Below are 24,751 nucleotides of genomic sequence, written 5' to 3' on the forward strand. Positions count from 1 at the left end.
CGCCGCTTCCCGCGGGCGCCGCGTGTCGCCCGGGCGCGGGCGACACGCGGCGCGGCGGACGACTACCGCGCCTCGTGCCGCGGCAAACCGGCCCCCCGGCAGGTGACGTCGGCGGCGGGGAGGTCGCCGGTGAGCAGGTACGCCGTCGTCGCGCGGTCCACGCACGGGTTGCCCCGGCTGGCGAAGACGCCGTGCGAGTAGTCGTCGTGCAGGGTGACCAGCCGCGCGCCCGGCAGCCGGGCCGCCAACCGCCGGGCCCCGGCCAGCGGGGTGACCGGGTCGTGCTCGCTGGCGACCAGCAGCGCCGAAGCCGCCCGCGGCCCGCCGAGCGGGGTGCGGTGGCGCGGCCGGTGGTGCCAGTAGGCGCAGGCGCTGGCCTCCAGACCGGTCAGGAGCGGGTACGGGTCGAGCCGGCGCAGCCCGCGCAGGTCGGCGACCACCCGCCGCGGGCTGGGGCTCGGGCCGTCCGCGCACTTGACGATGCGGTTGGCCGCCTCGTAGTTGCGCGATGCCGCGTCGCCGAACGGCGCCGCCGGCCGCAGCTTGGCAACGTTGCCAGTGCGCAGGTAGTCGCGCAGCCCGTCGCCGAGCGGGGCCCAGCGCTCGGTGCGGCCGAGCGCCCGGTAGACGGCGCGGTCGAACTCGGCCGGGCCGAAGCCGTCCACCGGCCGGGCCGCGAGCCGATCACGCGCCCGCGCGTACGCCGCCCGCACCTGGCCGGCGCTCTCGCCGAGCCCGTACCGGTCCGGGTCGCCGGCCAGCCAGCCGAAGAGCACCTCGCGCTGGCGCAGCAGCGCCGCGGCCTGGCGGACGTCGAAGTCGTGCCAACTCCACGGCCCGACAACGCTGTCCAGCACCATCCGACCGGCGCGGTCCGGGAAGAGCGTCGCGTACGCCGCGCCCAGGTAGCTGCCGTAGGAGACGCCGAGGAAGTGGGCGCGGGGCTCGCCGAGCGCGGCGCGGATGGCGTCCATGTCGCGCGCCGTCGCCTCGGTGGACAGCGCGTCGAGCGCCGCCGGGCCCGCGCCGTGGGCGCAGTCATCGGCCAGGTGGCGCAGCGCTGCCAGGTGGCGCCGCTCGTCGGCGGCGTCGGTCGGCAGCGGGTCGGCGCCCGGGCTGGCGAACAGGCCACCCATCGGGCCGCAGTCGGCGGGGGCGCTGTGGCCCACGCCGCGCGGGTCGAAGCCGACGACGTCGTACGCGCGGCGCACCTGCTCCGGGAGCTTGGCGCGCTTGGTCACGGCGTAGGGCAGTCCGGAGCCGCCCGGGCCGCCGGGGTTGACCAGCAGGGCGCCGCGCCGCTCGGCGGCGGTGCCCGAGGCGCGGACCCGGGAGACGGCGATGTCGAGCGCGGGCCCGGCGGGGCGCTTCCAGTCCAGCGGCACCCTCACCGTGCCGCACTCGACCCGCTCGCCGGGCGGCGGGGTCGGCACCGAGGCCGGGCACGGACCGAAGTCGATGGTGGGGCGCGGGGCGGCGGCGGAGCGGGACGCGGCATGCGCGGCTGACGGCGATATAGGGGATATGGGCGAGAGGGGTGAGAGCGGCGACAGCGGCGATATGGGTGGTATGAGCGCGGCGACGCTGGCGGCGAGCGCGGCCGTGGTGGCGGCGCGTCGGGCGCGTGGCGGGGTGGTTCGGGTGCTCGTCGGGGCGGTCGGCGCCGCGGGTGTCGAGGTCGGGGTGGCGGAGGGCATGGCGAAGCTCGCAATCGGAAGATCAGTGGTTCAGCTAGGTGACAATGAAAATGATTATCGATAGCGTGTGCTCTTGGTCAACACGGTCCCGGCCGCCAGGGGGCTCCCCCTCGTGTGCCCGGACTCCCAAGTTCCCTGGCGAAAAGGAGAGTTGTGGGTCACCTTCTGATGATCGAAAGCTGGGTCGGGTCCATGAGCCGGCTGCTGCCGCGCGCCGTGCGGGAGAGCGGGCACGAGTTCACGTTCCTCACCCGTGACCTGCACCACTACCTGCGCAGCGCCCCCGAGGGCGTCAGCCACCCGCTGCTCGGCGCGCGCAACGTCCTCACCTGGGACACCAACGACACCCAGGCGTTGCTCCCGCAGGTGGAGCGGCTGCACGCCGCGCTCGGCTTCGACGGCGTCATCACCTCGTGCGACTACTACCTCCCCGCGGTCGCCGAGGTCGCGGCCCGGCTCGGACTGCCCGGCGCGCCGCCCGGCGCCGTGGCGGACGCCTGCCGCAAGGACGCCACGCGGCGCGTGCTGCACGCCGCCGGCGTGCCGGGGCCCCGGTTCGCCGTCTGTACCGACTGGGCCCAGGCCGCCGAGGCCGCCCGCGAAATCGGCTACCCGCTGGTCATCAAGCCCGTGGACCTGTGCGCCGGCATGTTCGTACGGCGCGTCGACTACGAGGGCGACCTCTCCCGCGCCTATCGGGCCCTCGCCGACTTCCCCGTCAACGCGCGCGGCCAGCGGCGCGCCCCGCAGGTGCTCCTCGAAGAACTCCTCGAAGGCCCCGAAGTCAGCGTCGAGACCGTCTCGTTCGACGGCAAGAGCCACGTCGTGGGCGTCACCGACAAGAGCGTCGGCGGGGCACCGGCGTTCATCGAGACGGGCCACATGTTCCCCGCCGCCCTCGACGCCGAGGCCACCACCGCCGCCGCGAGCACCGCCCAGGACGCGCTGGCCGCGCTCGGCCTCGACCACGTCGTGGCGCACACCGAGATCAAGCTCACCGCCCACGGCCCCCGGGTCGTGGAGGTCAACCCCCGGCCCGCGGGCAACCGCATCACCGAACTCGTACGCCACGTCACCGGCATCGACCTCGCCGCGGCCTTCGTGGACGTCGCCCTGGGCAACACGCCCGACCTCGCCGCACGCGACACCGGCCTGGAGAGCGCCGCCATCGGCTTCCTCGTACCGGAGACCGCGGGCGTCCTGGAGGCCATCGAGGGCGCCGACGGCCTCGCCGAGCGCCCGGGCGTCCTGGAGGCCCAACTCGCCGAGCCGGGCGCCACGGTGAAGGCGGCCGGCAGCAACAACGAGTACCTCGGCCACGTCATGGCCGCCGACCCCACCGGCAGCGGCGCCCGCGCCCGGGTCGAGGAACTGCTCGGGGCGCTGCGCCCGCGGGTGGCGACCCGATGAGCACCGCCCTCGGCACCGCCACCGGATACGCCGACCTGCTCCGCCGGGTGCGAGCCGGCGAGCTCGGCCCCGACCCCGCGGGCCAGCGGGTCTCCGTCGCCTTCAGCACCAGTCAGGCCGTACGCCACGAGGGCCGCGGCGGCGGGTACCGCAACGAGGTGCTCAGCCTGCGCCTGGCCGAGGCCGTCGGCTCCTGCGCGGTGGAGCCGGGCACACTGCCGCCCGCCGCGCTCGACGACTGTATCGGCACCGACGTCGCCACCCTGCTCACCCACCCGCTGCCCGCCGTGCGGGTCGCCGCGCTCGACGCGTACCTGCTGCACGCCCTGCCGCACCACACGGCCAGCGGCGCCCGCCCCTACCCGCTGCCCGCCGGAAGCTCGCTGCACAAGTCGCGGGCCCGCGCCCGCGCCGTCACCGCCCTCCTCGAACCGGCCCGCCCGCGGCGGGTGCTGGTCATCGGCGTCGTCAACTCGCTGCTCGAGGCGTTGCGGGAGCGCGGCATCGGCTACCTGCCCTGCGACCTCAAGGGCGGCAGCACCGAGTGGGGCGAGCCCGTCAGCACGGACGCGGCGGCCGAGCTGGAGCGCTGCGACGCCATCCTGGCCTCCGGCATGACGCTGGGCAACGGCACCTTCGAGGAGTTGCGCGAACACGCCGCGCGCCACGACAAGCCCCTGGTGATGTTCGCCCAGACCGGCAGCGCCATCCTGCCCCGGCTGATCGGCGCGGGCGTCAGCGCCGTGTGCGCCGAGCCGTACCCGTTCTTCTGGCTCGACGGCGGCCCCGGCGTCATCTACCGCTACGGGGGCTCCCGTTGACGACCACCGCGCTCGCCCCCACCGCGAGCCACGAACTCCTCGCCCTGCTCGGCCGCACCCCGCTCGCCCGCGTCACCGCCCCGCTGCCCCACCCGCACCCCGGCTTCTGGGCCAAGCTCGAAGGGCTCGGCGCCGGCGGCATGAAGGCGCGGGCCGCCGTCGCCATGCTGCTCGGCGCCCGCGAACGCGGCGAACTCGCCCCCGGCGCGCCCGTGGTGGAGTCCACGTCGGGCACCCTCGGCATCGGCCTGGCCTTCGCCGGGCAGGCGCTCGGCCACCCCGTGGTCCTCGTCTGCGACGACGAACTCGAACCTTCCATGCGCCAGTTGCTCCGCGCCCACGGCGCCCGCCTGGAGATCGTCGAACACCCCGCGCCGCACGGCGGCTGGCAGGCCGCCCGCATCCGCCGGCTGCGCGAACTGCTCGCCGCGCTGCCCGGCGCGTACTGGCCCGACCAGTACAACAACCCCGACAACGTCGCCGGCTACGCCTCGCTCGCCGCCGAACTCGCCGTCCAACTCGACCACCTGGACATCCTGGTGTGCAGCGTGGGCACCGGCGGTCACAGCGCCGGCATCATCGGACCGCTGCGCCGCCACTGGCCGGCGCTGCGGCTGATCGGCGTGGACGCCACCGGCTCCACCATCTTCGGGCAGCCCGCCAGGGCGCGCCTGATGCGCGGCCTGGGCAGCAGCATCCACCCGCGCAACGTGGCCTACCACGCCTTCGACGAGGTGCACTGGGTGGGCCCGGCCGAATCCGTCCACGCCTGCCGCCGGCTCGCCAGGACCAGCTTCGTCAGCGGCGGCTGGAGCACCGGGGCCGTCGCCCTGGTCGCGGCCTGGGCCGCCCGCGTGCACCCGGGGGCCGTCGTCGCCACCGTCTTCCCCGACGGCCCACACCGCTACCTCGGCAGCGTCTTCGACGACGCCTTCACCGCGGCCCACGGCATCGACCCGGACCGCGCCGCCACCCGGCCCGTGGAGATACCGCACCCGCGTGCCGCGGAGGCCGCCGGCTGGGCGCGCTGCACCACGGTCATCGACCCCCTGGAGGGCACCCCATGAAGACCACCCTGCGCACCACCCGGCTGCGGCTCGCCGAACCCCTGCGCATCTCCCGCTCGGTCATGGACGCCCGCGACGCGGTGTGGCTGACCATCGAGCACCGCGGCCTGCGCGGCCACGGCGAGGTGGTGGCCAGCGTCTACTTCGGCCTCGACGCCGACACCATCGGGCACCTGCTGACCGACGCCGGGCTCGACCTCGCGCGCCACCCCGACCCGGAGTCCGCGCTCGGCGCCCTGCGCGCCGGGGAACTGCCCGCCGACGGGACGCCGCCCGCCGTGGTCGCCGCGGTCGAGGCGGCCCTGCTCGACCTCGTGGGCAAGCGCGCCGGGGCCCCGGCCCACCACCTGATCGGCACGCTCACCCCGCCGGCCGCCGCGACCGCCCGCACCATCGGCATCACCACCGCCGTCAGCGCGGCCGTGCGCGCCCGGTGCCTGGCCGACAGCGGGTTCCGCACCATCAAGGTCAAGGTGGGCGCGGCCGACCCGGAGGCCGACCTGGAGCGGGTACGCGTCATCCGGGCGGAGGCCCCCGGCCTGCGGCTGCTGCTCGACCCCAACGGGGCCTGGACGGTGGCCGAGACGCGCGCGCTGCTGCCCCGGTACGCCGAACTCGGCGTCGAGGCCGTCGAGCAGCCCATCGCCCCCGGCACCCCGGACGACCTCGCGGCCATCGCCGCCGACTCGCCGTTGCCCATCATCGCCGACGAGGACGCGGTCAGCATCGAGGACGTGCGCCGCCTCGCGGGGCGGGTCCAGGGCGTCAACGTCAAGCTCGCCAAGTGCGGCGGTGTGCACGCCGCGCTGCGCATCGGCGAACTCATCGCCGGCACCGGCACCGCGCTCATGCTCGGCTGCCTCACCGCCAGCTCCCTCGGCATCGCGCCCGCCGTGCACCTGGCCGACCGGGCCCGCTGGGTCGACCTGGACGGACACCTCCTCCTCGCGCACGACCCGTGGACGGGCATCGGCGGCACCGACGGCACCGTCCGCGCCAGCGCCCACGCGGGCCTGGGCGTACGCCCCGTGCGCCCGGTCGGGCCCGAGCCCCGCCCGGCCCCGGCGCCGCCCCGACTCCGCACGTGACGGGCCGGCCGCCGGCCAGCGGGCCCACCCCACCCGCACCGGCGGCCGGACGGGACCGGACGAGACGGCAGCGGCGGCGCGCGGCGCGGTGGCCTGCTCGGCGGTACGGCGCGGGGTCGGCGGCCGGCCCGGGCCCCGTTCACCCGCGCCGCACGCCGCCCGGCCGTGCCGGGCCCGCGGCGTCCGGCACGTGAACCCGCCCCGGCCGGAGCGGGTTCGGCCACGTGGTGGCGGCACGCGAGGCGGCGCACGAGCGGTGCGTCGCACCCCACCGCCGCGCGGCCGGCGACCCCGTCCGGTCGGCCGCGACGCCGGCGTTCGACCCGACCCGACCCGACCCGGCCCACCCGCCCCGTGCCCGCGAGCCCAACAACCCGCGCGTCCCGTGAACCCACCCCCACCAAGGAAGAGAGCATGCCGTGAAGACCTGGCGCGCGATGCGCGGCTTCCCGTTGGCCATCCGCCTGCTGCTGGTCAACCAGCTCGGCGTGAACACCGGCTTCTACCTGCTCATCCCCTACCTCGCCACGCACCTCAGCGAGGACCTCGGGATGTCCGCCGCGGTGGTCGGCATCGTGCTGGGCGTGCGCAACCTCAGCCAGCAGGGGCTGTTCATCATCGGCGGGTCGGCCGCCGACCGGCTCGGCGCCCGTGGCGTGATCATCGCCGGTTGTGGGCTGCGCACGCTGGGGTTCGCGCTCTTCGCGCTCGGCGACGGGCTGCCGGTGCTGCTGGCCGCCTCCGTGCTGAGCGGGCTGGCGGGCGCGCTGTTCAACCCGGCCGTACGCGCCTACCTGGCCCAGGAGGCGGGGGAGCGGAAGGCCGAGGCGTTCGCGCTGTTCAACGTCTTCGCCACCACCGGCGCGCTGGTCGGGCCGCTGCTCGGCAGCGCCCTGCTGCTGGTCGACTTCCGGGCCTCGGCGCTCACCGCCGCCGCCATCTTCGCGCTGCTCACCGCCGCCCAGGCCGTGGTCCTCCCCGCCCGCCCGGTGCCGCCGGCCCGCACCAGCGTGCTCGGCGACTGGCGCGAGGTCGTCTCGCACCGCTCCTTCCTCGCCTTCTCGCTCGCCATGGTCGGCATGTTCGCCATGGAGAACCAGCTCTACCTGCTGCTGCCCGACAGCGCGCGGCGTGCCAGCGGCTGGGAGGGCGCCGCGGGGTTGGTCTTCCTCGTCGGCACGGTGGCCAACCTGGCCCTGCAGATGCGCATCACCGGACGGCTCGGGCAGCGGGGCGCGCGACCCCGCTGGATCGCCTGCGGGCTGGCCGTGATGAGCCTGGGGTTCGTGCCGCCGCTCGTGGTGGCCGGGCGCGGCGCGCCCGACGGCGCGCTGGCGGCGGGCCTGGCCCTGCTGCCGGTGCTCGCCGGGGCGCTGCTGCTCTACCTCGGTGCCATGATCGCGCAGCCGTTCGTGATGGAGCTGATACCGCAGTTCGGCCGGTCCCACCTGACCGGCACCTACTTCGGTGTCTTCTACGTCGTCTCCGGCATCGCGGCGGCCCTGGGCAACACGGCCGTCGGCTGGGCGATGGACGCCGGCGAGCGGGGCGGCGCCCACTGGCTGCCCTGGGTGTGCTGCCTCGGCTTCGGCCTGGCGTCGGCCAGCGGCGTGGCCTGGCTGCACCGGCTGCGCGCCCTGCCCACCCCGGCCGGCGCGCCCGCCGCGCCCACCGCGCCCGCCGCCCCCGCCGCCGAGCCACCCGACGCCACCCGCGCCGAGCGCCCCGCCGCCCCGCACCCCACCGCGTCCCCGAAGCGGCCGGCCGGCCAGGCCGCGCCCCACGCCGACCGGGCCAACGCGCCCACCCCGGCCCGGCGATCCGCCACCCGCGCCCACCCCGCGGGCGCCGCCGCGAGGCGACGCGCCGCCGGCCCCAGCGACGACCCGACGGGAGCAGCCCGATGACCGACCCCACCCCGACGCACCCAGCCGCCGGCCACCAGCCGGCCACCCCCCTGCCCACCGCCCCGCCGCCCACGCCACAGCCACCGGCGCCCCGGCCGCCCACCGCCGCTCCGGCGGCCGGCAACCCAGCGTCCCTCAACCCCGCCCCGCCCGCGCCCGCGTCGGACAGCGGCAACCTGCTCACCGACAACCCCGAGCTGTACGAGGCGCGCTTCCCCGACCCGCACGGTCTCGCGGCCCGCTGGGTGGAGGCGACCCTGCGGGCGTACGGCGCCGGGCCGCGCGTCCTCGACCTCGGGTGTGGCACCGGCCGGGACGCGGCCCACCTGCACGCGGCGGGCCGCCGCGTCGTGGGGGCCGACCTGTCCCAGGCGATGCTGACGCACGCCAGGCGGCACTACCCCGGGCCCACCTACGTCACCGCCGACCTGCGCGGCTTCGACTTCGGCCCGGGCGCCTTCGACGCGATCACCTGCCTGGACAGCGCCCTGCTGTACTGCCACACCGGCGAGGAACTCGACGGACTGCTCGCCTCCTGCCGGCGCGCGCTCGCCCCCGGCGGGCTGCTCGTGGCCGAGCTGCGCAACGGGGCGTTCTTCCTGGGCAACACCGAACTCCTGGACGCCCCGACGCACTCGACCCTGACCTGGCAGGGCGTCAGCTACACCGCGCTCACCACGCTCTGGCTCGACCGCGCCGCCCAACTGCTGCGCCGGCGCCGGGTGTGGACCGCGGACGACGGTTCGCCGCCCATCACCCAGCACTCCGCCTGGCGGCTGCTGTTCCCGCAGGAGCTGCGCCACCTGCTGGCCGCGCACGGCTTCCGCGTACGGGAACTGCACGACGGCCCGGGGCCGCGCACCGAGCCCGCGTGGCACGAGGACGCGCCGCCGCGCGGCACGGCCGACGGCGACCGGCTGCACCTGGTCGCCGAGCGCACGGCCGACTGACACCCGCCCCCGCCCCGTCCCCGGCGCGGCCCATGCCACCGCACCGCCAGCCGCCCCCCACGTTCCGCACCCGTTCCCCGCACAAGGAGTCTCCCGTGACCGCATCCGCTCACCCCGACCGCGCCTTCCCCGCCCTGCGGAGGCGCGGGTTCCTCGCCGCCGGCGCCGCGGCCGGCCTCGGCGCCCTCGCCCTGACCGGCTGTGGCGGCGGGGCCGAGGACGCCGGAGCCGCCGGCGGGGACGGCAAGCCCCGGCGCGGCGGCCGGCTGCGCGCGGCGTTCGCCGGTGGCGGCGCGGCCGAGACACTCGATCCGCACCTGAGCAACCTGTTCGCCGACGCCGCCCGCGCCAAGGCCCTGTACGACAAGCTCGCCGACTGCGGGGCCGACATGTCGGCCAAGCCCCGCCTCGCCGCCTCCTGGGAGCCGAGCCCCCGGCTCGACCGCTGGAAGGTCACCCTGCGCGAGGCCACCTTCCACGACGGCAAGCCGGTCACCGCCGAAGACGTGCTCTACAGCTACCGCCGCATCGCCGACCCGCAGAAGACCTACCGGGCCAAGGCGTCCCTGGAGCCCATCGACCTGAAGGCGAGCCGCGCCCTGGACGCGCGCACCGTCGAGTTCCGCCTCAAGCGCCCCACCGCCGAGTTCCCCAACGTGCTGGCCGCGTTCGGCGCGTACGTCATACCCCGCGACACCGAGCGGTTCGACCGGCCGGTCGGCTCCGGCCCCTTCCGCTTCGTCTCCTTCGCCCCCGGCCGCTCGTGCACGGTGCGCCGCTACGACGACTACTGGGACGGCGCCCCCTACCTGGACGAGCTGGAGTTCGTCATCGCCAACGAGGAGTCCGCGCGGATCAACGCGCTGCTCGGCGGGCAGATCGAGTACGCGCACGAGCTCAACCCCGCCACCGCGCGCGCCCACGAGAACCGGGGCCAGATCACGATCGTGCGGCTGCGCAACAGCGCCATGCAGGCGTTCGCGATGAAGACCGACCGCGCGCCGTTCGACGACCCGCGGGTGCGCCAGGCGTTCTTCCTCATCGCCGACCGCCAGGAACTGGTGGACGGCGCGCTGTCGGGGGCCGGCGAGATCGGCAACGACCTGTTCGGCAAGGGGTACCAGTACTACGCGGCCGACCTGCCGCAGCGCGCACAGGACCTGGACCGGGCCCGGCACCTGCTCAGGCAGGCCGGCGCCGAGGACCTGCGGGTCACCCTGGACACCTCCGAGGTGGCCGCCGGATTCACCGAGGCCGCCGGCATCTTCCGCGACCAGGCGGCCAAGGCCGGCGTCACCGTCAAGGTCAGGTCCGGCAGCAAGGACACCTACTGGAGCGACGTCCTGAACTCCGGCACCCTGTGCTGCTACCGCTCGGGCGCCATGCCCATCGAGTCGCACATCTCGCAACGGCTGCTCACCGACTCCTCCACCAACGCCACGCACTGGCGCCACCGCGACTTCGACGCCCAGTACCAGCAGGCCCAGTCCACCAAGGACCCGCGGGCCCGCGCCGGCGTCTACGAGCGCATGCAGCGCCGCCTGCACGCCGAGGGCGGCTTCCTGGTGTGGGGCTTCGCTGACTGGATCGTCGGCACCGCCAAGAAGGTGGCCGGCGTGCGCTCCGGCGCGCCCGCCAACACGCTGGACTGGGCCCGCTTCGACAAGGTGTGGCTGCGATGAACTCGCTCCGCTCCTGGCTCGCCCGACGGCTGCTGCTCGGTCTCGCGCAGACCGTGGCCGTGGTGCTGCTGGTCTTCGCGCTCACCGAGGCGCTGCCGGGCGACGCCGCCGTCGCGCTGGCCGGCGACGACCCGGACCCGCGGCGCATCGAGCAGATCCGCGCGGCGATGGACCTCGACCGGCCCGCCCTCGAGCGGCTGGCGGACTGGACCGGCGGGCTGCTCCACGGCGACTTCGGCACCTCGCTGGCGTCCGGCCGGCCCGTCGCCGACTACCTCTCCGCCGGCTTCGGGCCCACGCTGCTGCTCGCGGCGCTCACGGTGGCGCTGCTGGTCCCGATCTCGGTCGGGCTCGGCGTGCTCGCCGCCCGCCGCGAGGGCGGCGCCCTCGACCGGCTCATCAGCTCGGTGACGCTGGGCGTGTACGCGGTGCCTGAGTTCGCGTTCGGCGTGCTCCTGGTCACCGTCTTCGCGCTGCGCCTGGACTGGCTGCCACCGACCGCGGTTGGCTACGGCACCGACCTGCTGGCCCACCCCGCCGTCCTGGTGCTGCCGGTCCTCGTGTTGCTGTCGCGACCGGTGTGCTCCATCAGCCGGCTGGTCCGCGCCGGCATGATCGACGCGCTGGCCGCCCCGTACGCCGCGCAGGCCCGCCGCTACGGGGTCAGCGGGGCCCGCGTGTGCTACGCCCACGCGCTGCCGAACGCCGTGGCGCCCGCGACCCAGCAACTGGCCCGTACCGTCGACTGGTTGCTGTGCGGCGTCATCGTCGTGGAGGCGCTGTTCATCATCCCCGGGCTCGGCACGGTGCTCATCGACGCGGTCGCCGCCCGCGACGTGCCGGTGGTGCAGGGCCTCGCGGTGATCTTCGGTCTGCTCGCGGTGGTGCTCAACCTCGCCGCCGACCTGGTCGCGCACCGCTTCGCCCCGCGTACGGGGGTGGCCGCGTGAACCCGACCGATCCCCGCACCCCGGGCGCCCCGGCCGCCCCCACCACCGCGCATGCCAGCACCCCACCGGAGCCGACGCCCGGCGCGCCGCGTCGGCGCCGGCCCTCGCCCGGCAGGTTCGCGCTCGGCCTGCTCATCCTCGCCCCGCCGCTGCTGCTCGCCCTGTTCGGGCCGCTGTTCGCGGGCGATGCGGGGGAGCGGGGCGTGTCCTTCACCGCCGGCGACGGGCACTGGCTCGGCACCGACTTCGTCGGCCGCGACGTGTGGCGACAGGTGCTGCTCGGCGGCCACTCGGTGGTGCTCGTCGCGCTGTCGGCGACGCTCCTGTCCTACGTCGTCGCCCTGCCGATCGGCCTCACTGCGGCCCTGACCCGCCGTGGCTGGCTGGAGGAGGTGCTGATGCGCCCGCTGGACGTGCTGCTCGCCGTGCCGTCGCTGCTCCTCGTGCTCCTCGTCGCCGCCGTCTACAGCCCGGGCACGCTGGGCCTGGTGCTGCTGGTGGCGCTGGTCAACATCCCGGACGCGGCCCGCATGGTCCGCGCGTCGGCGGCGGAGGCGGCCTCCCGCCCGGCCGTGGAGGCGCTGCGGATGCAGGGCGAGAGCTGGTGGCGGATCGCGGTGGGTTACGTCGGCCGCGCCACCCGGCGCACCCTGGTCGCCGACGCGGGCGTGCGCCTGACGGGCGTGCTCTACCTGGTGGCCACCGCCGCGTTCCTGGGTGTGGGCGTCGCCCCCGACGCCGCCGACTGGGCCGTGATGGTCGACCGCAACCGCACCGGCCTCTTCCTCCAGCCGTGGGCCGTGGTGGTGCCCGCGCTGCTGATCGTCGGCCTGTCGATGGGCACCAACCTGCTCTTCGACGCCGCCCTCGCGCCCCGCGCCGACCGCCGGGCCCGCACCCGCCCACCGACCCGGCGCCGCCTGGTCCGCCTGATTCGCCCGCGCACCGGCGCCCCGGACGAGGCCCGTCCCGTGTCCGCTCAGCGCTCCACGCGCCCCGCCGAAGGAGAGGAGAAGCGCCGGTGAACGCCGACGTGCCGGCCGTTGCCGAAGTGAGGGACCTGCGGATCGAGGTGGCGGGCCGGGCCCTGGTGGACGGCGTGAGCCTGCGCGCCCGGCCCGGCCGGGTGACCGCGCTGGTCGGCGCCTCCGGCAGCGGCAAGACCACCACCGGGCTGGCCCTGCTCGGCAGCTATCCGACGGGAGCCGTCGTCAGCGGCGAGGTCCGGGTCGCCGACGGGCTCGCCGGCTACGTCCCCCAGCACCCGGCGGCCGTGCTCAACCCGGCCCGGCGCGTGGGCGCGCTGCTCACCGACATCGCCCGCCGACAGGTGCGCGACCTGCCGCGCGGGCGGCGGCGGGCCGCCGCCCGCGAGCGGGTGCTCGGCGCGCTGGCCGCGGCCCACGTCGCCGACGGCCCGGAGACCGTCGGGCGCTACCCGCACCAGCTCTCGGGCGGGCAGCAACAGCGCGTCGTACTGGCCCAGGCGCTCCTGCTCGGCGCACGCGTCATCGTCGCCGACGAGCCCACCACCGGGCAGGACGCGCTGACCAAGCGCCGCGTGGTGGCCGAACTCGCGGCCGTGGCCCGGCGCGGCATCGCGCTCGTCCTGCTCAGCCACGACCTGGAGGTGGTGCGCGCACTGGCCGACGACATCCTGGTGTTGCGCGCCGGCCGGATCGTCGAAGAGGGCCCCGCCGACCGCCTCCTGACCGAGCCCCGACATCCGTGGACCCGGCAGCTCCTGGCCCCGCCACCGACCCCCGCCCACGACACCCCGCGCGCCGCGCCACCCACCGCCCGCGCGGGCACGGACGACGCGGGGCCGCACCGCGCGACCCCGCCCGCTGCCGAGGGCCTGGTCGTACGGGACCTCACCGCACGGCACCGCGCCGGCGGACGCCGGGGCGGTGTCGCCGTCGTGCGCGGCGCCGACCTCGCGGTGGCCCCGGGCGAGTCCCTGGCCCTGGTCGGCCGGTCCGGCAGCGGCAAGACCACGCTGGCCCGCTGCGTGGCCGGACTCCACCGCGACGTCACGGGTCGGGTGCTGTTGGACGGCGCGGCGCTGCCGCGTAGTCTGCGGGACCGCTCCCGGGCCGAACTGGCCGCCGTGCAGTACGTGTTCCAGGACGCCCGGGCCGCCTTCGACGCGTACCGGCCCGTACTCGACCAGGTGGCGCGCACCGCCGTACGGCTGCGCGGCGCCACGCCCGGCGCGGCGCGCGAGCAGGCCACGGCGACGCTCGCCGCCACCGGCCTGAGCGAGGAGTTGGCCGCGCGGCGGCCGGAACAACTCTCCGGCGGGGAGTTGCAGCGCGCGGCGCTGGCCCGGGCCCTGCTCGCCCGGCCACGGGTGCTGCTGTGCGACGAGGTCACCTCGGGGCTCGACGCCGTCACCCGGCACGGCATCCTGCGCCTCCTCACCACGCTGCTGCGCGACCGCGGTGACCTGGCGCTGATCCTGATCACGCACGACCTGGAGACGGCCGCGCTCGCTCACCGCGTGGCCGTGCTCGACGCGGGCGAGATCGTCGAGCAGGGCACGGCCCGCCAGGTCCTCACGGCGCCCCGCCACCCCTTCACGGCCTCGCTCGTGAGAGCCAGCGAGCCGCAGGCGCCCGGCGCCGGGGCCGAGCCCGGGGGCACTGTCGCCGCGGACCAGCCCGTGCCGCCGTGAGGGTGGGCGGGCACACGGGAAGCGGTCCGGTGGTTCGAGGTGTTGACTTAAACAATTGTTGAAGTCGTACGTTCATCTCGAACCGCCGGTCAGGCGGTGCGCCACCCATCGAGGAGAGCCAAGCCCCATGGACATGGAAGTCACCGCCTGGACATCGCTCCACCACGCGATGAACGCCAAAAACGACAAGCGCCCCTTCTCCAGGGCCGCCCTGCGCCGCATCGCGCGTTTCGCCAGGCCACACCGCCCGCAGATCGTCAAGTTCCTGGTGCTGAGCGTCGTCACCGCCGCGCTCGCGGTCGCCACGCCGGTCGTCGCCGGCTGGGTGGTCAACGCCATCGTGGACGGCGACGCGGTACGCAAGGTCGTCGGCCTCGCCGCGCTGATCGCCGGCATCGCGGTGGCCGAAGCCGGCCTCGGCCTCACCCAGCGGTGGTTCTCGGCCCGCATCGGCGAGGGCCTCATCCTCGACCTGCGCCGGGCCGTCTACGACCACGTACAGCGGCTGCCCGTCGCCTTCTTCACCCGCACCCGCACCGGCGCGCTCGTCAGCCGGCTCAACAACGACGTGATCGGCGCCCAACGCGCCTTCAGCGACACCCTCTCGGGCGTGGTGAGCAACGTCGTCACGCTGCTGCTGACGCTCGCCGTGATGCTCAGCCTCTCCTGGCAGATCACCCTGCTGGCGCTGGTCCTGCTGCCGATCTTCGTGCTGCCGGCCCGCCGGATGGGCGCCCGACTGGCCCGGCTCCAGCGCGAGGCCGCGACCCACAACGCCGCGATGAGCACCCAGATGACCGAGCGGTTCTCGGCGCCCGGCGCCACCCTGGTCAAGCTGTTCGGACGCCCGGACGACGAGTCGGCGGAGTTCGCCGCGCGGGCCAGCCGGGTGCGGGACATCGGGGTGCGCAGCGCGATGGTCCAGACGGTGTTCATGACCGCCCTGACCATGGTCTCGGCCCTGGCCCTCGCCCTGGTCTACGGGCTCGGCGGCTACTACGCGCTGCGCGGCAGCCTGGACGCCGGCGCCGTCGTCGCCCTCGCCCTGCTGCTGACCCGCCTGTACGCCCCGCTGACCGCGCTGGCCAGCGCCCGGGTGGAGATCATGAGCGCCATGGTCAGCTTCGAGCGGGTCTTCGAGGTGCTCGACCTGGAGCCGCTGATCACCGAGAAGCCGGACGCCCGCACGGTCTCCCCGGGCCCGGTCTCCGTCGAGTTCGACGCCGTCGACTTCGGCTACCCCTCCGCCGACAAGGTCTCCCTCGCCTCGCTCGAAGAGGTCGCCACGCTCGACACCCGCGGCGGCGAGCAGGTGCTGCACCAGGTCTCCTTCCGCGCCGAGCCCGGCCAGATGGTCGCCCTGGTCGGCTCCTCCGGCGCGGGCAAGTCCACCATCGCCCAACTCCTGCCCCGGCTGTACGACGCGGACGCCGGCGCGGTGCGCGTCGACGGCGTGGACGTACGGGACCTGACCGCCGCGTCCGTCCGCGAGACCATCGGCATGGTCACCCAGGACGGACACCTCTTCCACGAGTCCATCCGCGCCAACCTGCTCCTCGCCCGCCCCGACGCCACCGACGCACAGGTGTGGGAGGTGCTGCGCCGGGCCCGGCTCGACGGGCTGATCGCGGCGCTGCCCGACGGGCTCGACACCATCGTCGGCGAGCGCGGTTACCGGCTCTCCGGTGGCGAGCGGCAACGCCTGACCATCGCCCGGCTGCTGTTGGCCAGGCCGCAGGTGGTCATCCTCGACGAGGCCACCGCGCACCTGGACTCCACGTCGGAGGCGGCCGTGCAGGAGGCCCTGGCCGAGGCGCTGGAGGGCCGGACCGCCGTGGTCATCGCCCACCGGCTGTCCACGGTGCGCGCCGCCGACCTGATCCTCGTCATCGAGGAGGGCCGGGTCGTCGAGCGGGGCACCCACGCCGAACTGCTGGCCCAGCACGGCCGGTACGAGCAGCTCTACCGCACCCAGTTCGCCGACACCGACACCGAAGCCGAGGCCGTGGCCGCCGGCGGGCCGACCACGCCGGCGGGCCCCGACGCGGCCGAGCCGCTGGCCACGGCGGCTCCGTGAGCGCCCGGCCCCGCCCGCCGCGCGGGCCACGGTCCCGCGGCCCACGCGGTCGGCCCCACGAAGCCGGCGCCCTCCCCGTCACCGTGACGCGGAGGGCGCCGCCGCGTTCACGGCCGAACGCTCCCGGCCGCCCGCCCGCGTGAGGGCCGTACCGCCAGGAACCGTCCCGCCATGAGTCCTCCCGTCACGAGCTCTCCCGTCACAGGCCCGCCAGTTCGGCCAGCGCCGCGGCCTGCGCCATCTCCTCCGCGCCGTCGGCGACCTCGCCCATCGCCGCGAACCACAGGGCGCTCTCCACCGTCCGCGCCACCGACCAGGCCAGCAGCCGCCGCGGGTCCTCACCCACCGCGTCCGCGACCAGGGTGTACCGATGGGCCAGCACCGAGGCCGGGTCGTCGTGCTCGAACGGCTCGTCCAACTGGGTGAGCAGCGGCCACGGGTCGTAGCCGGGGTCACCGACCATGGGCTTCGGGTCGATCGCCAGCCAGGGCCGGCGCTCGCTGGCCAGCACGTTGCCGGGGTTGAAGTCGCCGTGCACCACGACCTCGCGGGTCGCGGACCGTGGCAGCGTCCGCAGCAGGTCCACGCCGATGGCCACGAGACCCGGGTCGTAGTCGGGCCGCAGCCGCGCCATGCGCTGCTCCACCAACGTGGCCCACTCCCGGGTGACCGCCGCGAGCCGTTCCAGCCCGGTCGCGGGCGGCGGTGCGGACCACAGCCCGTTCAGCAGCTCCGCCGCGGCGGCGAGCCGAGCGTCGGGGGAGTGGCGGCCGTCCTCGCCCAGCTCGGTGCCCGGCACGCAGCGTTCCACCAGCAGCGCGTGCCGCCGCTCGTCGGCGGCCAGCAGGTGTACCGCGCCGTTGCCGCCCCAGGTGCGCAGCCCCGCCGCCTCGCCGGCCGCCTCGCGGTGCGGCCAGGTCAGCTTGAGCACGGCCGAGCCGCCGTCGGGCAGCGCGGCCGGCGCCACCCACGAGCAGCTTCCGCCGTGGATCGGCGGGCCGAGCCGCAGCGACCAGCGGTCCCGGAACTCCGCGATGAGCGCCGGCAGCTCCGCGAGCCAGGCCCGCCCGGACGCGGTCCTGGACATCTCGGTGACGACCGGCAGGTCGGCCGGCACCAGCGCGGACCCCGCGGCGTCGGCGGCACGGCCGCCCCGCGACCGGGCGACGGGGCCCGAAGCCGCAGACGGGTACGGGGACGGGGGCGCGGGGGCCGTGCCGGCGGGGGCGAGGGGGCAGGTGGGTCCGGCGGCCGGCGCCGTGACCGGCGGCACGGCCGGGCCGGTGACCGGCACGGTGGGGCCGAGGGAAGCGGAGGGTAAGGGGGGCGGTATCGACGCGGGCGACATGGGAGCAGGGTAAGCCGGCCCGGGGGAGGAGTTCGCGGGAGTTTTCGGCGGCGACCGCGTCGGCTTTCGACGCGCGCACGCACTGCTCGCCGCCCTGCCCGCTGCCCACCCCACCCGGCCCGGCACACGACTGTTTCTGCCGCGTACGGCCACTCCCCGGTGACGTGGGTTTCGCCGCGTCAGCCGAGTGTGTGCTCGCGCCTGCGAGGGCTCTCCCCCATGGCGTCCATGCCGCGGTGATCGGTAGGCGGGCAGCGGAGCGGGCTGTCAGGGGTTGTGCTTGCGGTAGTGGTAGATCGACAGGGCGGCTGTTCCCCCGTCGCCTACCGCGGCGGCGATCCGGCGGGTGGCGCCGCCGCGCACGTCGCCCGCGGCGAAGACGCCGGGGAGGTTGGTCGCCAGGGGGGCCTGTTCCTTGCCGAGGGTGATGGTCGTGGTCTGCACGTAACCGCCAGCGTCAAGGTAGAGGCCGAGTTCCTTGTTCTTCAGCCACCCGGTGTTGGGTTTGCCGCCGATGAGTACGAAGGCGGCGTCGACGTTGATCGGGGTGCTGCTCGATGTGAGCGTCAGCTTCTCGAGATAGGTTCCCCCCTCGTACTTCACGACTTCGGTGTTCTCCCGCATGTCGACCTTGTTCGCGGCCTTGTGTTCTTCCACCAGCTTCTTGATGTCCTTGAGCATGGGGGCGTTCGCGAAGGTGCCGCGGAGGATCAGGTAGATCTTCGTCGCGCCGCAGGTGGCGAAGATGTCGACCGCGCGCCCGGCGGTGTCGCCTCCTCCGATGACGGCCACGGTCTTTCCCTTGTAGTCGGGGCCGTCCGCGGGGAGTGCGTCGTAGTAAACGCCCTTGTACCGGAACTTCGCCTCGTTCTCTCCGCCTTGCCTGGGTGTCTGCATGCCGCAGGCGATGAGTACCGTCTTCGCCTTCACCGTGGCCGAAGTTCTGGCCTTGTCCGACTTCTCTGCTGTCAGGGTGTACGGCTCGCCGCCGCCGGCGGGCTTGGCCAGCTTGGTGGCGGTGTGGGTGTGCAGCCACGCGACCTTGTACTTCTCCGTGTGCTTCAACCACTCCTGGGAAAGCTTGTCCGGCCGGATACCGTCGGGGAAGCCGAGGTAGTTCTCGATCGTGTTGTTCGCGGTGGCGGCCGTGCCGCCGGGGGCGAAGTTCTCCACGATCACTGTTGACATGCGGTACAACGCGTGGGCGTTGACGGCCGCGCACATCGCCGCCGGGCCCCCACCGACGACCGCGAGGTCATACGTGGTGTCAGGGTCGTGAGCCGTGTAGTCGAGCAGCGCCTGTGCCAGATCGCTCAGCGTTGGCTTCACCAGCTTTGTGCCTTGTACGCCTTTCTTCGTGGGAACCACCTCGTACGCGGTGCCGCCCTTGGGATAGACAGCGACGTGATTCAGGCGGAGGAACCGCTTCGCGCGGAAGACGACATCCGTCTTGGGGTCCCCGTACACATCGGCCTTTGTCTCGCCTGACGGGGCCGCGAGGTAGAGAACCTTCTCCGCTTGCTCCCAGAACGGGTCGTCCGAAGGCTCCTGCGGTGAGGTGGACGGAGACCGGGGAGCTACGACGACTTCCGCCGCCCCTTCCTCGTCGGCAAGGTCACGCAGTGCCCGCTCAGGCTCGTCGGCCAGCAGCAGACGCCCCTGTGCGACCCCTGCCAGGCTCTCGTCACGCAGCAGCTCCAGCCCCGAGGGGCCCTCGGGAAGTGATTCCTCGGCGAACAGGACGACCGTTCTGCGCGAGGCGTCGGCGAGTTCGCCCAGCGTCTCGCGGGTCTCCCGCGCGGTCGAGGTCCGCACGACGCGATAGCGGTGGTTGAAGTACTCGCCCAGTTGCGCGGCCAGTTTCTCGCCCCGCGGTGGGTCGGACAGCGCCAACACGATGACGTCGCGCTCATCGGTGGTCGTGAAGGGGTCCCTCGCCATGCCGCCACGTTCCCTTTGTCATGTCTTCCACGGTGTGTGCCTTCCCACCACCGATGCTCGGCCGCGGTCCGCGACGCGGCGAGCCGACCCGAGCCGTGTGAGTGACCGAGGCCCGGGCCGGCCTTCCTCGCCGCCGTGGTCACGACGGACCGCACGGTCGTCGCCCGGCTCGATCCGTGAGCGGTGCCTCGCCCGTTGGCCGGGCGAGCTGCGGCCCCGCTCGCGCCCGGCGCACCGGGTGGGGTGGCCCGGCGTGGCGGCGGGCGGGGCGGGGCTGATCATGGAGGGATGACTGACTCGTTTGTGCGGGTGCGCGGCGCCCGCGAGCACAACCTCCGCGGCGTTGACGTGGACATTCCGCGCGACGCGCTGGTCGTCTTCACCGGCGTGTCCGGCTCCGGCAAGTCGTCGCTGGCCTTCGCGACCGTCTACGCCGAGGCCCAACGCCGCTACTTCGAGTCCGTCGCCCCGTACGCCCGACGCCTGATCCACCAGGTCGGCGCGCCCAAAGTGGAGGAGATCAGCGGGCTGCCGCCCGCGGTCGCGCTGGAGCAGCGCCGCTCCGCGCCCACCACCCGCTCGTCCGTCGGCACCGTCACCACCCTGTCGAACTCGCTGCGCATGCTCTTCTCCCGCGCCGGCAGCTATCCGGAGGGCGTCGAGCGGCTGGACTCCGACGCGTTCTCGCCCAACACGGCCGCCGGCGCCTGCCCCGAGTGCCACGGCCTCGGCCGGGTGCACCGCGTCACCGAGGAGTCGCTGGTACCGGACCCGGACCTGAGCATCCGCGAGGGCGCCATCGCCGCCTGGCCCGGGGCCTGGCAGGGCAAGAACCTCCGCGACATCCTGGCCGCGCTCGGCCACGACGTCGACCGACCGTGGCGCGAGCTGCTGGCCGAGGACCGGGAGTGGATCCTGTTCACCGACGAGCAGCCGGTGGTGACCGTCCACCCGGTGCGCGACGCCGGCCGCATCCAACGCCCCTACCAGGGCACCTACATGAGCGCCAAGCGCTACGTGCTGCACACCTTCGCCGACTCCAAGAGCGAGACCCTGCGCCGCCGGGTGCGCCAGTTCCTGGTCAGCGCCGAATGCCCGGCGTGCGACGGGCGCCGGCTGCGGCCCGAGGCGCTGGCCGTCACCTTCGCGGGCCACGACATCGGCGAACTGGCCAGCCTCCCGCTCGACCGGTTGGCCCAGATCCTGCGACCGGCCACCGAGGCCGGTACGGCCGCCGGGCCCGGGCCCGGTGACGGTGCCGGCATCGCCGCCGAGGTCGCCGCGACCCTCGCCCGCGACCTGGTGGCCCGCATCGAGGTCCTCACCGAGCTGGGCCTCGGCTACCTCAGCACGGACCGCCCGACCCCCACCCTCTCCGCCGGCGAGCTACAACGGCTGCGCCTGGCCACCCAGTTGCGCTCGGGCCTGTTCGGCGTCGTTTACGTACTGGACGAGCCGTCCGCCGGCCTGCACCCGGCCGACAGCGCCGCCCTGCTCACCGTGCTCGACCGGTTGAAGGAGGCCGGGAACTCGCTGTTCGTGGTCGAGCACCACCTGGACGTGGTGCGCCGCGCCGACTGGGTGGTCGACGTCGGCCCACGGGCCGGCGAGCACGGCGGTCGCGTGCTCTACAGCGGCCCGGTCGCGGGCCTGGCGGACGTGCCCGAGTCCGTCACCCGCGACTACGTCTTCCCCACCGCGACACGGCCCGCTCCCCGCGCCCCGCGCCAGCCCGCGCGGTGGCTGACCCTGCGTGGGGTACGCCGACACAACCTGCGCGACCTCGACGTGGAACTGCCGCTCGGCGTGTTCACCGCCGTGACCGGGGTCTCGGGCTCCGGCAAGTCCACCCTGATCACCCAGGTGCTCGCGGAGGTGCTGACCGACCACCTGGGCGGCGCGGGCGACGCGGCCGACCCCGCCGCCGACGAGCCGGGCGCCGATGCCGACGACGCGCGGGACGCGGACGCGGCGGCCTGGGCCCGGCCCGCGGCGGTCGAGGGCCTCGCGGCCGTCGACCGCCTGGTCCGCGTGGACCAGCGCCCCATCGGCCGTACGCCGCGCTCCAACCTGGCCACCTACACGGGCCTGTTCGACGCCGTGCGCAAGGTGTACGCCGCCACCGACGAGGCCCGCGCCCGTGGCTACCGCGCGGGCCGGTTCTCCTTCAACGTCGCCGGCGGGCGCTGCGAGACCTGCCAGGGCGAGGGGTTCGTCGCCGTGGAACTGCTCTTCCTGCCCGGCACGTACGCCCCCTGCGCCGACTGCCACGGGGCCCGCTACAACCCCGAGACCCTGGAGATCACCTATCGCGGGGCGAGCATCGCCGACGTCCTGGAGCTGGCGGTGGACGCCGCGGCCGACTTCCTCGCGGACGTGCCCGCCGCCGTACGCGGGCTGCGCGCGCTGCGCGAGGTCGGCCTCGGCTACCTGCGGCTCGGCCAGCCCGCGACGGAGCTGTCCGGCGGCGAGGCCCAGCGCATCAAGCTGGCCACGGAACTGCAACGCGCGCACCGGGGTCACACGGTCTACCTGCTCGACGAGCCCACCACCGGCCTGCACCCGGCCGACACCGCGTTGCTGCTGCGGCAGTTGCACGGCCTGGTGGACGCCGGCAACTCCGTCTTCGTGGTGGAGCACGACATGGCCGTCGCGGCCGGCGCCGACTGGGTCGTCGACCTCGGACCCGGCGGCGGCGACCGCGGCGGACACGTCGTGGCCGCCGGCCCGCCGGCCACCGTCGCCGCCTCCCAGACCAGCGTGACGGCCCCCTACCTGGCCACGGCGCTGCGGAGCTGACCCCGCGCCGGGCCCCCGGCGCCCCCCACCGGTACGGCCGGCACCTCCACCGTACGGCGCTGGCGGCCCGTCAGCGCCCGATGGGCCAGCGCTCACGGAGCCGACCGACCCGACCGACCCGACCGACCCGACCGGGCCGGGTGAGCCGAGCCCGACGGAGACCGCGCCGACCACGGGGCCGACCGCCCCGACCGCCCCGACCGTCGAGCCGAGCGCGTCGGTCACCGGCCCGACCGGTCCGACCGGCGCTCCCGTCGGGACCGCCGATCCCACCGCGCCCGCCGGGGCCGGCGGCTCGTCCTCGGCCGGCGGGAGCGGCGGAGGCGGGGGCGCCGAGAGCGACGACGGGCAACTCGCGCTCACCGGCGCGCTCGGCGACCCCTGGGTGCTGGGCGCAGCAGTGCTCGCCATCGCCGCGGGCACGGCCCTGACGGTGCTGGTCCGCCGGCGGCGCCTGGGCTGAGCCCGCCCCGCACTCGCCGAACGGCGCCCGGGTGGTTGACCGCGCGCGGGCGCCCGGCCGGAGTTCCGCCTCCGGCCGGGCGCCCTGGTCGCGCGCCGTCGTACGGGTGAACGCCCGTCAGTCCCGCCTGCTCTTCCCACCCGGCCCCGGCCCGGCGGCGGGCCCGGCGGGCCCCTGTCCCGGCCCGGCCGGGTCGACCGCGGCCGATCTGGCAAGCTCCGAGTGCCGGTAGGAGTAGGCGAAGTAGACGACCAGGCCGAGGCCGAACCAGGCCGCGAAGCGCACCCAGGTGTGCCACTGGAGGTAGGTGGTGAGCCAGATGGAGGCGCCCACGCCGATCAGCGGCACGATCGGCATGCCGGGGCAGCGGAAGGTGCGCGGCAGGTCGGGGCGCCGGTAGCGCAGCACGATCACGGCCACGCAGACGACGACGAAGGCCAGCAGGATGCCGATGTTGGTCAGCTCGGCCGCCTCGCCGATCTCCACGAAGCCGGCGATCCCGGCCGAGGCGACGCCCACGATCCAGGTCACCCGGGTCGGCACGCGCCGCGTCGGGTGCGTCTTGGCGAACCACTTCGGCAGCAGGCCGTCCCGGCTCATGGAGAACCACACCCGCGTCACACCCAGCATGAAGGTGAACATCACGGTGAGGATGCCGATGATCGCGCCCACCGCGATGACGTCCGCGATGCCGCCGAGCCCCACGGACTTGAACGCCGTGGAGAAGCCGCTTTCCGCGTCCACCTCCGTGTAGTTCTGCATGCCCGTCAGGACCAGGCAGGCCAGCACGTACAGCACCATCGAGATGGCCAGCGAGTACAGGATCGCCTTCGGCATGTGGCGCTGCGAGTCCTTGGACTCCTCGGCCGCCGTGCTCATCGCGTCGTAGCCGAAGACCGCGAAGAAGACCGTGGCCGCCCCGGTGAAGGCCCCGCCGACGCCGTACGGGAAGAACGGCGAGTAGTTGCCGGTGTCGACGTGGAAGAAGCCCACGACGATCACGAGCAGCACCACCAGCACCTTCAGCGCCACCACGACCATCTCGAACCGGGCCGCGCTCTTGATGCCGAGGTTCAGCAGGTACGCCACGAACAGGCACAGGACCAGCGCGAACAGGTCCACCTTGTGACCGTCACCGGTGCCCGGCGCGCCCAGCATCCAGTTCGGCAGGTCGGCCCCCATCTCTCCCACCAGGAAGGAGAAGTAGCCGGAGATGCCGATGGCCACGACCGCCACGATCGCCGTGTATTCCAACAACAGGTCCCAGCCGATCAGCCACCCCACCAGCTCGCCGAGGACCGCGTAGCCGTAGGTGTAGGCCGAGCCCGCCTTCGGGATGAGCCCGGCGAACTCCGCGTACGAGAAGGCCGCCGCCGCACTCGCCACCCCAGCGATCAGGAACGAGATCAACACGGCGGGGCCGGCCGTCCCGTTCGCGACGGTGCCCGCCAGGGTGAAGATCCCGGCACCGATGATGCCGCCGACGCCGATCGCCGTCAGGTGCCACAGGCCCAGGCTCCGGCTGAGCTGCTCGCTCGCGGCGCCCTCGGCCTCCTCGATGGTCGCGATGGGTTTGCGTCGCAGTACGCCGTGCCCTGGTCGGAGTCTGGCCATGGTGTCCTCCCCGCCGACAGTTGACGGCGGATCATGATGGCCCAGCGCCGGGGAGGAAGATAGACACCGCTCCGTGGCAATTTCCCGTCTCCGTCGGATGCCACGGCCCGCGCCGTCCCCGCGCCGCCGCCCCGCGCCCCGGCCGCTGCCCCGCCCTTCGCCGCGTACCGGATCGCGCCGCGCCGAGCCACCGTCCCCGCCCACCCGGCACCGGCCCGCCCACCGCCCGGAAAGCGGAACCGGCCCCGACCGGCAGCCGG

Annotated in this window: 15 protein-coding genes and 1 pseudogene; 12 read left to right on the forward strand and 4 right to left on the reverse strand. The window is 75.0% G+C overall.

Annotation, left to right across the window (positions count from 1 at the left end; translation table 11 throughout):
* Window positions 1-62: 62 nt before the first annotated feature.
* The gene (locus tag AC3CHW_RS33055) at window positions 63-1,433 is read right to left on the reverse strand and encodes an alpha/beta hydrolase (RefSeq protein ID WP_488468934.1); all 1,371 of its coding nucleotides are present in this window, start codon (window positions 1,431-1,433) and stop codon (window positions 63-65) included.
* 417 nt (window positions 1,434-1,850) lie between these two features.
* Between AC3CHW_RS33055 and AC3CHW_RS33060 the strand changes: the two genes are divergently transcribed.
* From AC3CHW_RS33060 to AC3CHW_RS33110, 11 genes and pseudogenes are all read left to right on the forward strand, one after another.
* Entirely contained in the window at window positions 1,851-3,107 is a 1,257-nt protein-coding gene (locus AC3CHW_RS33060; RefSeq protein WP_488468935.1) for an ATP-grasp domain-containing protein, read from the forward strand.
* Complete coding sequence (locus tag AC3CHW_RS33065; RefSeq protein WP_488468936.1) at window positions 3,104-3,928, forward strand: Rossmann-like domain-containing protein; 825 nt, start codon at window positions 3,104-3,106, stop codon at window positions 3,926-3,928. The genes AC3CHW_RS33060 and AC3CHW_RS33065 overlap by 4 nt, the downstream gene beginning before the upstream one ends.
* Complete coding sequence (locus tag AC3CHW_RS33070) at window positions 3,925-4,995, forward strand: PLP-dependent cysteine synthase family protein (RefSeq protein WP_488468937.1); 1,071 nt, start codon at window positions 3,925-3,927, stop codon at window positions 4,993-4,995. The genes AC3CHW_RS33065 and AC3CHW_RS33070 overlap by 4 nt, the downstream gene beginning before the upstream one ends.
* On the forward strand, window positions 4,992-6,083 hold the full coding sequence (locus AC3CHW_RS33075) for an enolase C-terminal domain-like protein (RefSeq protein WP_488468938.1): 1,092 nt from the start codon (window positions 4,992-4,994) through the stop codon (window positions 6,081-6,083). The genes AC3CHW_RS33070 and AC3CHW_RS33075 overlap by 4 nt, the downstream gene beginning before the upstream one ends.
* A 419-nt stretch (window positions 6,084-6,502) precedes the next feature.
* Window positions 6,503-7,759 (forward strand): annotated as a pseudogene (locus AC3CHW_RS33080) (MFS transporter); the annotation flags it as partial.
* A gap of 227 nt (window positions 7,760-7,986) precedes the next feature.
* Window positions 7,987-8,940: a class I SAM-dependent DNA methyltransferase gene (locus AC3CHW_RS33085; protein WP_488468939.1), complete on the forward strand. Its 954-nt coding sequence runs from the start codon at window positions 7,987-7,989 to the stop codon at window positions 8,938-8,940.
* 95 nt (window positions 8,941-9,035) lie between these two features.
* Window positions 9,036-10,622: an ABC transporter substrate-binding protein gene (locus AC3CHW_RS33090; RefSeq protein ID WP_488468940.1), complete on the forward strand. Its 1,587-nt coding sequence runs from the start codon at window positions 9,036-9,038 to the stop codon at window positions 10,620-10,622.
* Window positions 10,619-11,572, forward strand: coding sequence for an ABC transporter permease (locus AC3CHW_RS33095; protein ID WP_488468941.1), 954 nt, complete (start codon window positions 10,619-10,621; stop codon window positions 11,570-11,572). The genes AC3CHW_RS33090 and AC3CHW_RS33095 overlap by 4 nt, the downstream gene beginning before the upstream one ends.
* 128 nt (window positions 11,573-11,700) lie before the next feature.
* On the forward strand, window positions 11,701-12,597 hold the full coding sequence (locus AC3CHW_RS33100; protein ID WP_488471256.1) for an ABC transporter permease subunit: 897 nt from the start codon (window positions 11,701-11,703) through the stop codon (window positions 12,595-12,597).
* Complete coding sequence (locus AC3CHW_RS33105) at window positions 12,594-14,249, forward strand: ABC transporter ATP-binding protein (RefSeq protein ID WP_488468942.1); 1,656 nt, start codon at window positions 12,594-12,596, stop codon at window positions 14,247-14,249. Before AC3CHW_RS33100 ends, AC3CHW_RS33105 begins: the two co-directional genes overlap by 4 nt.
* Window positions 14,250-14,376: 127 nt before the next feature.
* Complete coding sequence (locus AC3CHW_RS33110; protein ID WP_488468943.1) at window positions 14,377-16,326, forward strand: ABC transporter ATP-binding protein; 1,950 nt, start codon at window positions 14,377-14,379, stop codon at window positions 16,324-16,326.
* A gap of 199 nt (window positions 16,327-16,525) precedes the next feature.
* On the opposite strand, the gene AC3CHW_RS33115 is transcribed toward AC3CHW_RS33110, so the two are convergent.
* Both AC3CHW_RS33115 and AC3CHW_RS33120 read right to left on the reverse strand, forming a co-directional pair.
* A complete protein-coding gene (locus tag AC3CHW_RS33115) occupies window positions 16,526-17,413 on the reverse strand; it encodes an aminoglycoside phosphotransferase family protein (RefSeq protein ID WP_488471257.1) in 888 nt (295 codons plus the stop codon).
* A 528-nt stretch (window positions 17,414-17,941) separates the two neighbouring features.
* Window positions 17,942-19,615, reverse strand: coding sequence for an NAD(P)/FAD-dependent oxidoreductase (locus tag AC3CHW_RS33120; protein WP_488468944.1), 1,674 nt, complete (start codon window positions 19,613-19,615; stop codon window positions 17,942-17,944).
* Window positions 19,616-19,903: 288 nt separating this feature from the next.
* Here AC3CHW_RS33120 and AC3CHW_RS33125 point away from each other — a divergent pair, with 288 nt between their 5' ends.
* The gene (locus tag AC3CHW_RS33125; protein WP_488468945.1) at window positions 19,904-22,414 is read left to right on the forward strand and encodes an excinuclease ABC subunit UvrA; all 2,511 of its coding nucleotides are present in this window, start codon (window positions 19,904-19,906) and stop codon (window positions 22,412-22,414) included.
* A 580-nt stretch (window positions 22,415-22,994) separates the two neighbouring features.
* Here AC3CHW_RS33125 and AC3CHW_RS33130 read toward each other — a convergent pair.
* Window positions 22,995-24,491 (reverse strand): amino acid permease, encoded by a 1,497-nt coding sequence (locus AC3CHW_RS33130; protein ID WP_488468946.1) that lies wholly within the window; start codon window positions 24,489-24,491, stop codon window positions 22,995-22,997.
* Window positions 24,492-24,751: the final 260 nt, after the last annotated feature.

It is taken from the genome of Streptomyces sp. MGP-BFMKR1 (assembly GCF_057766585.1).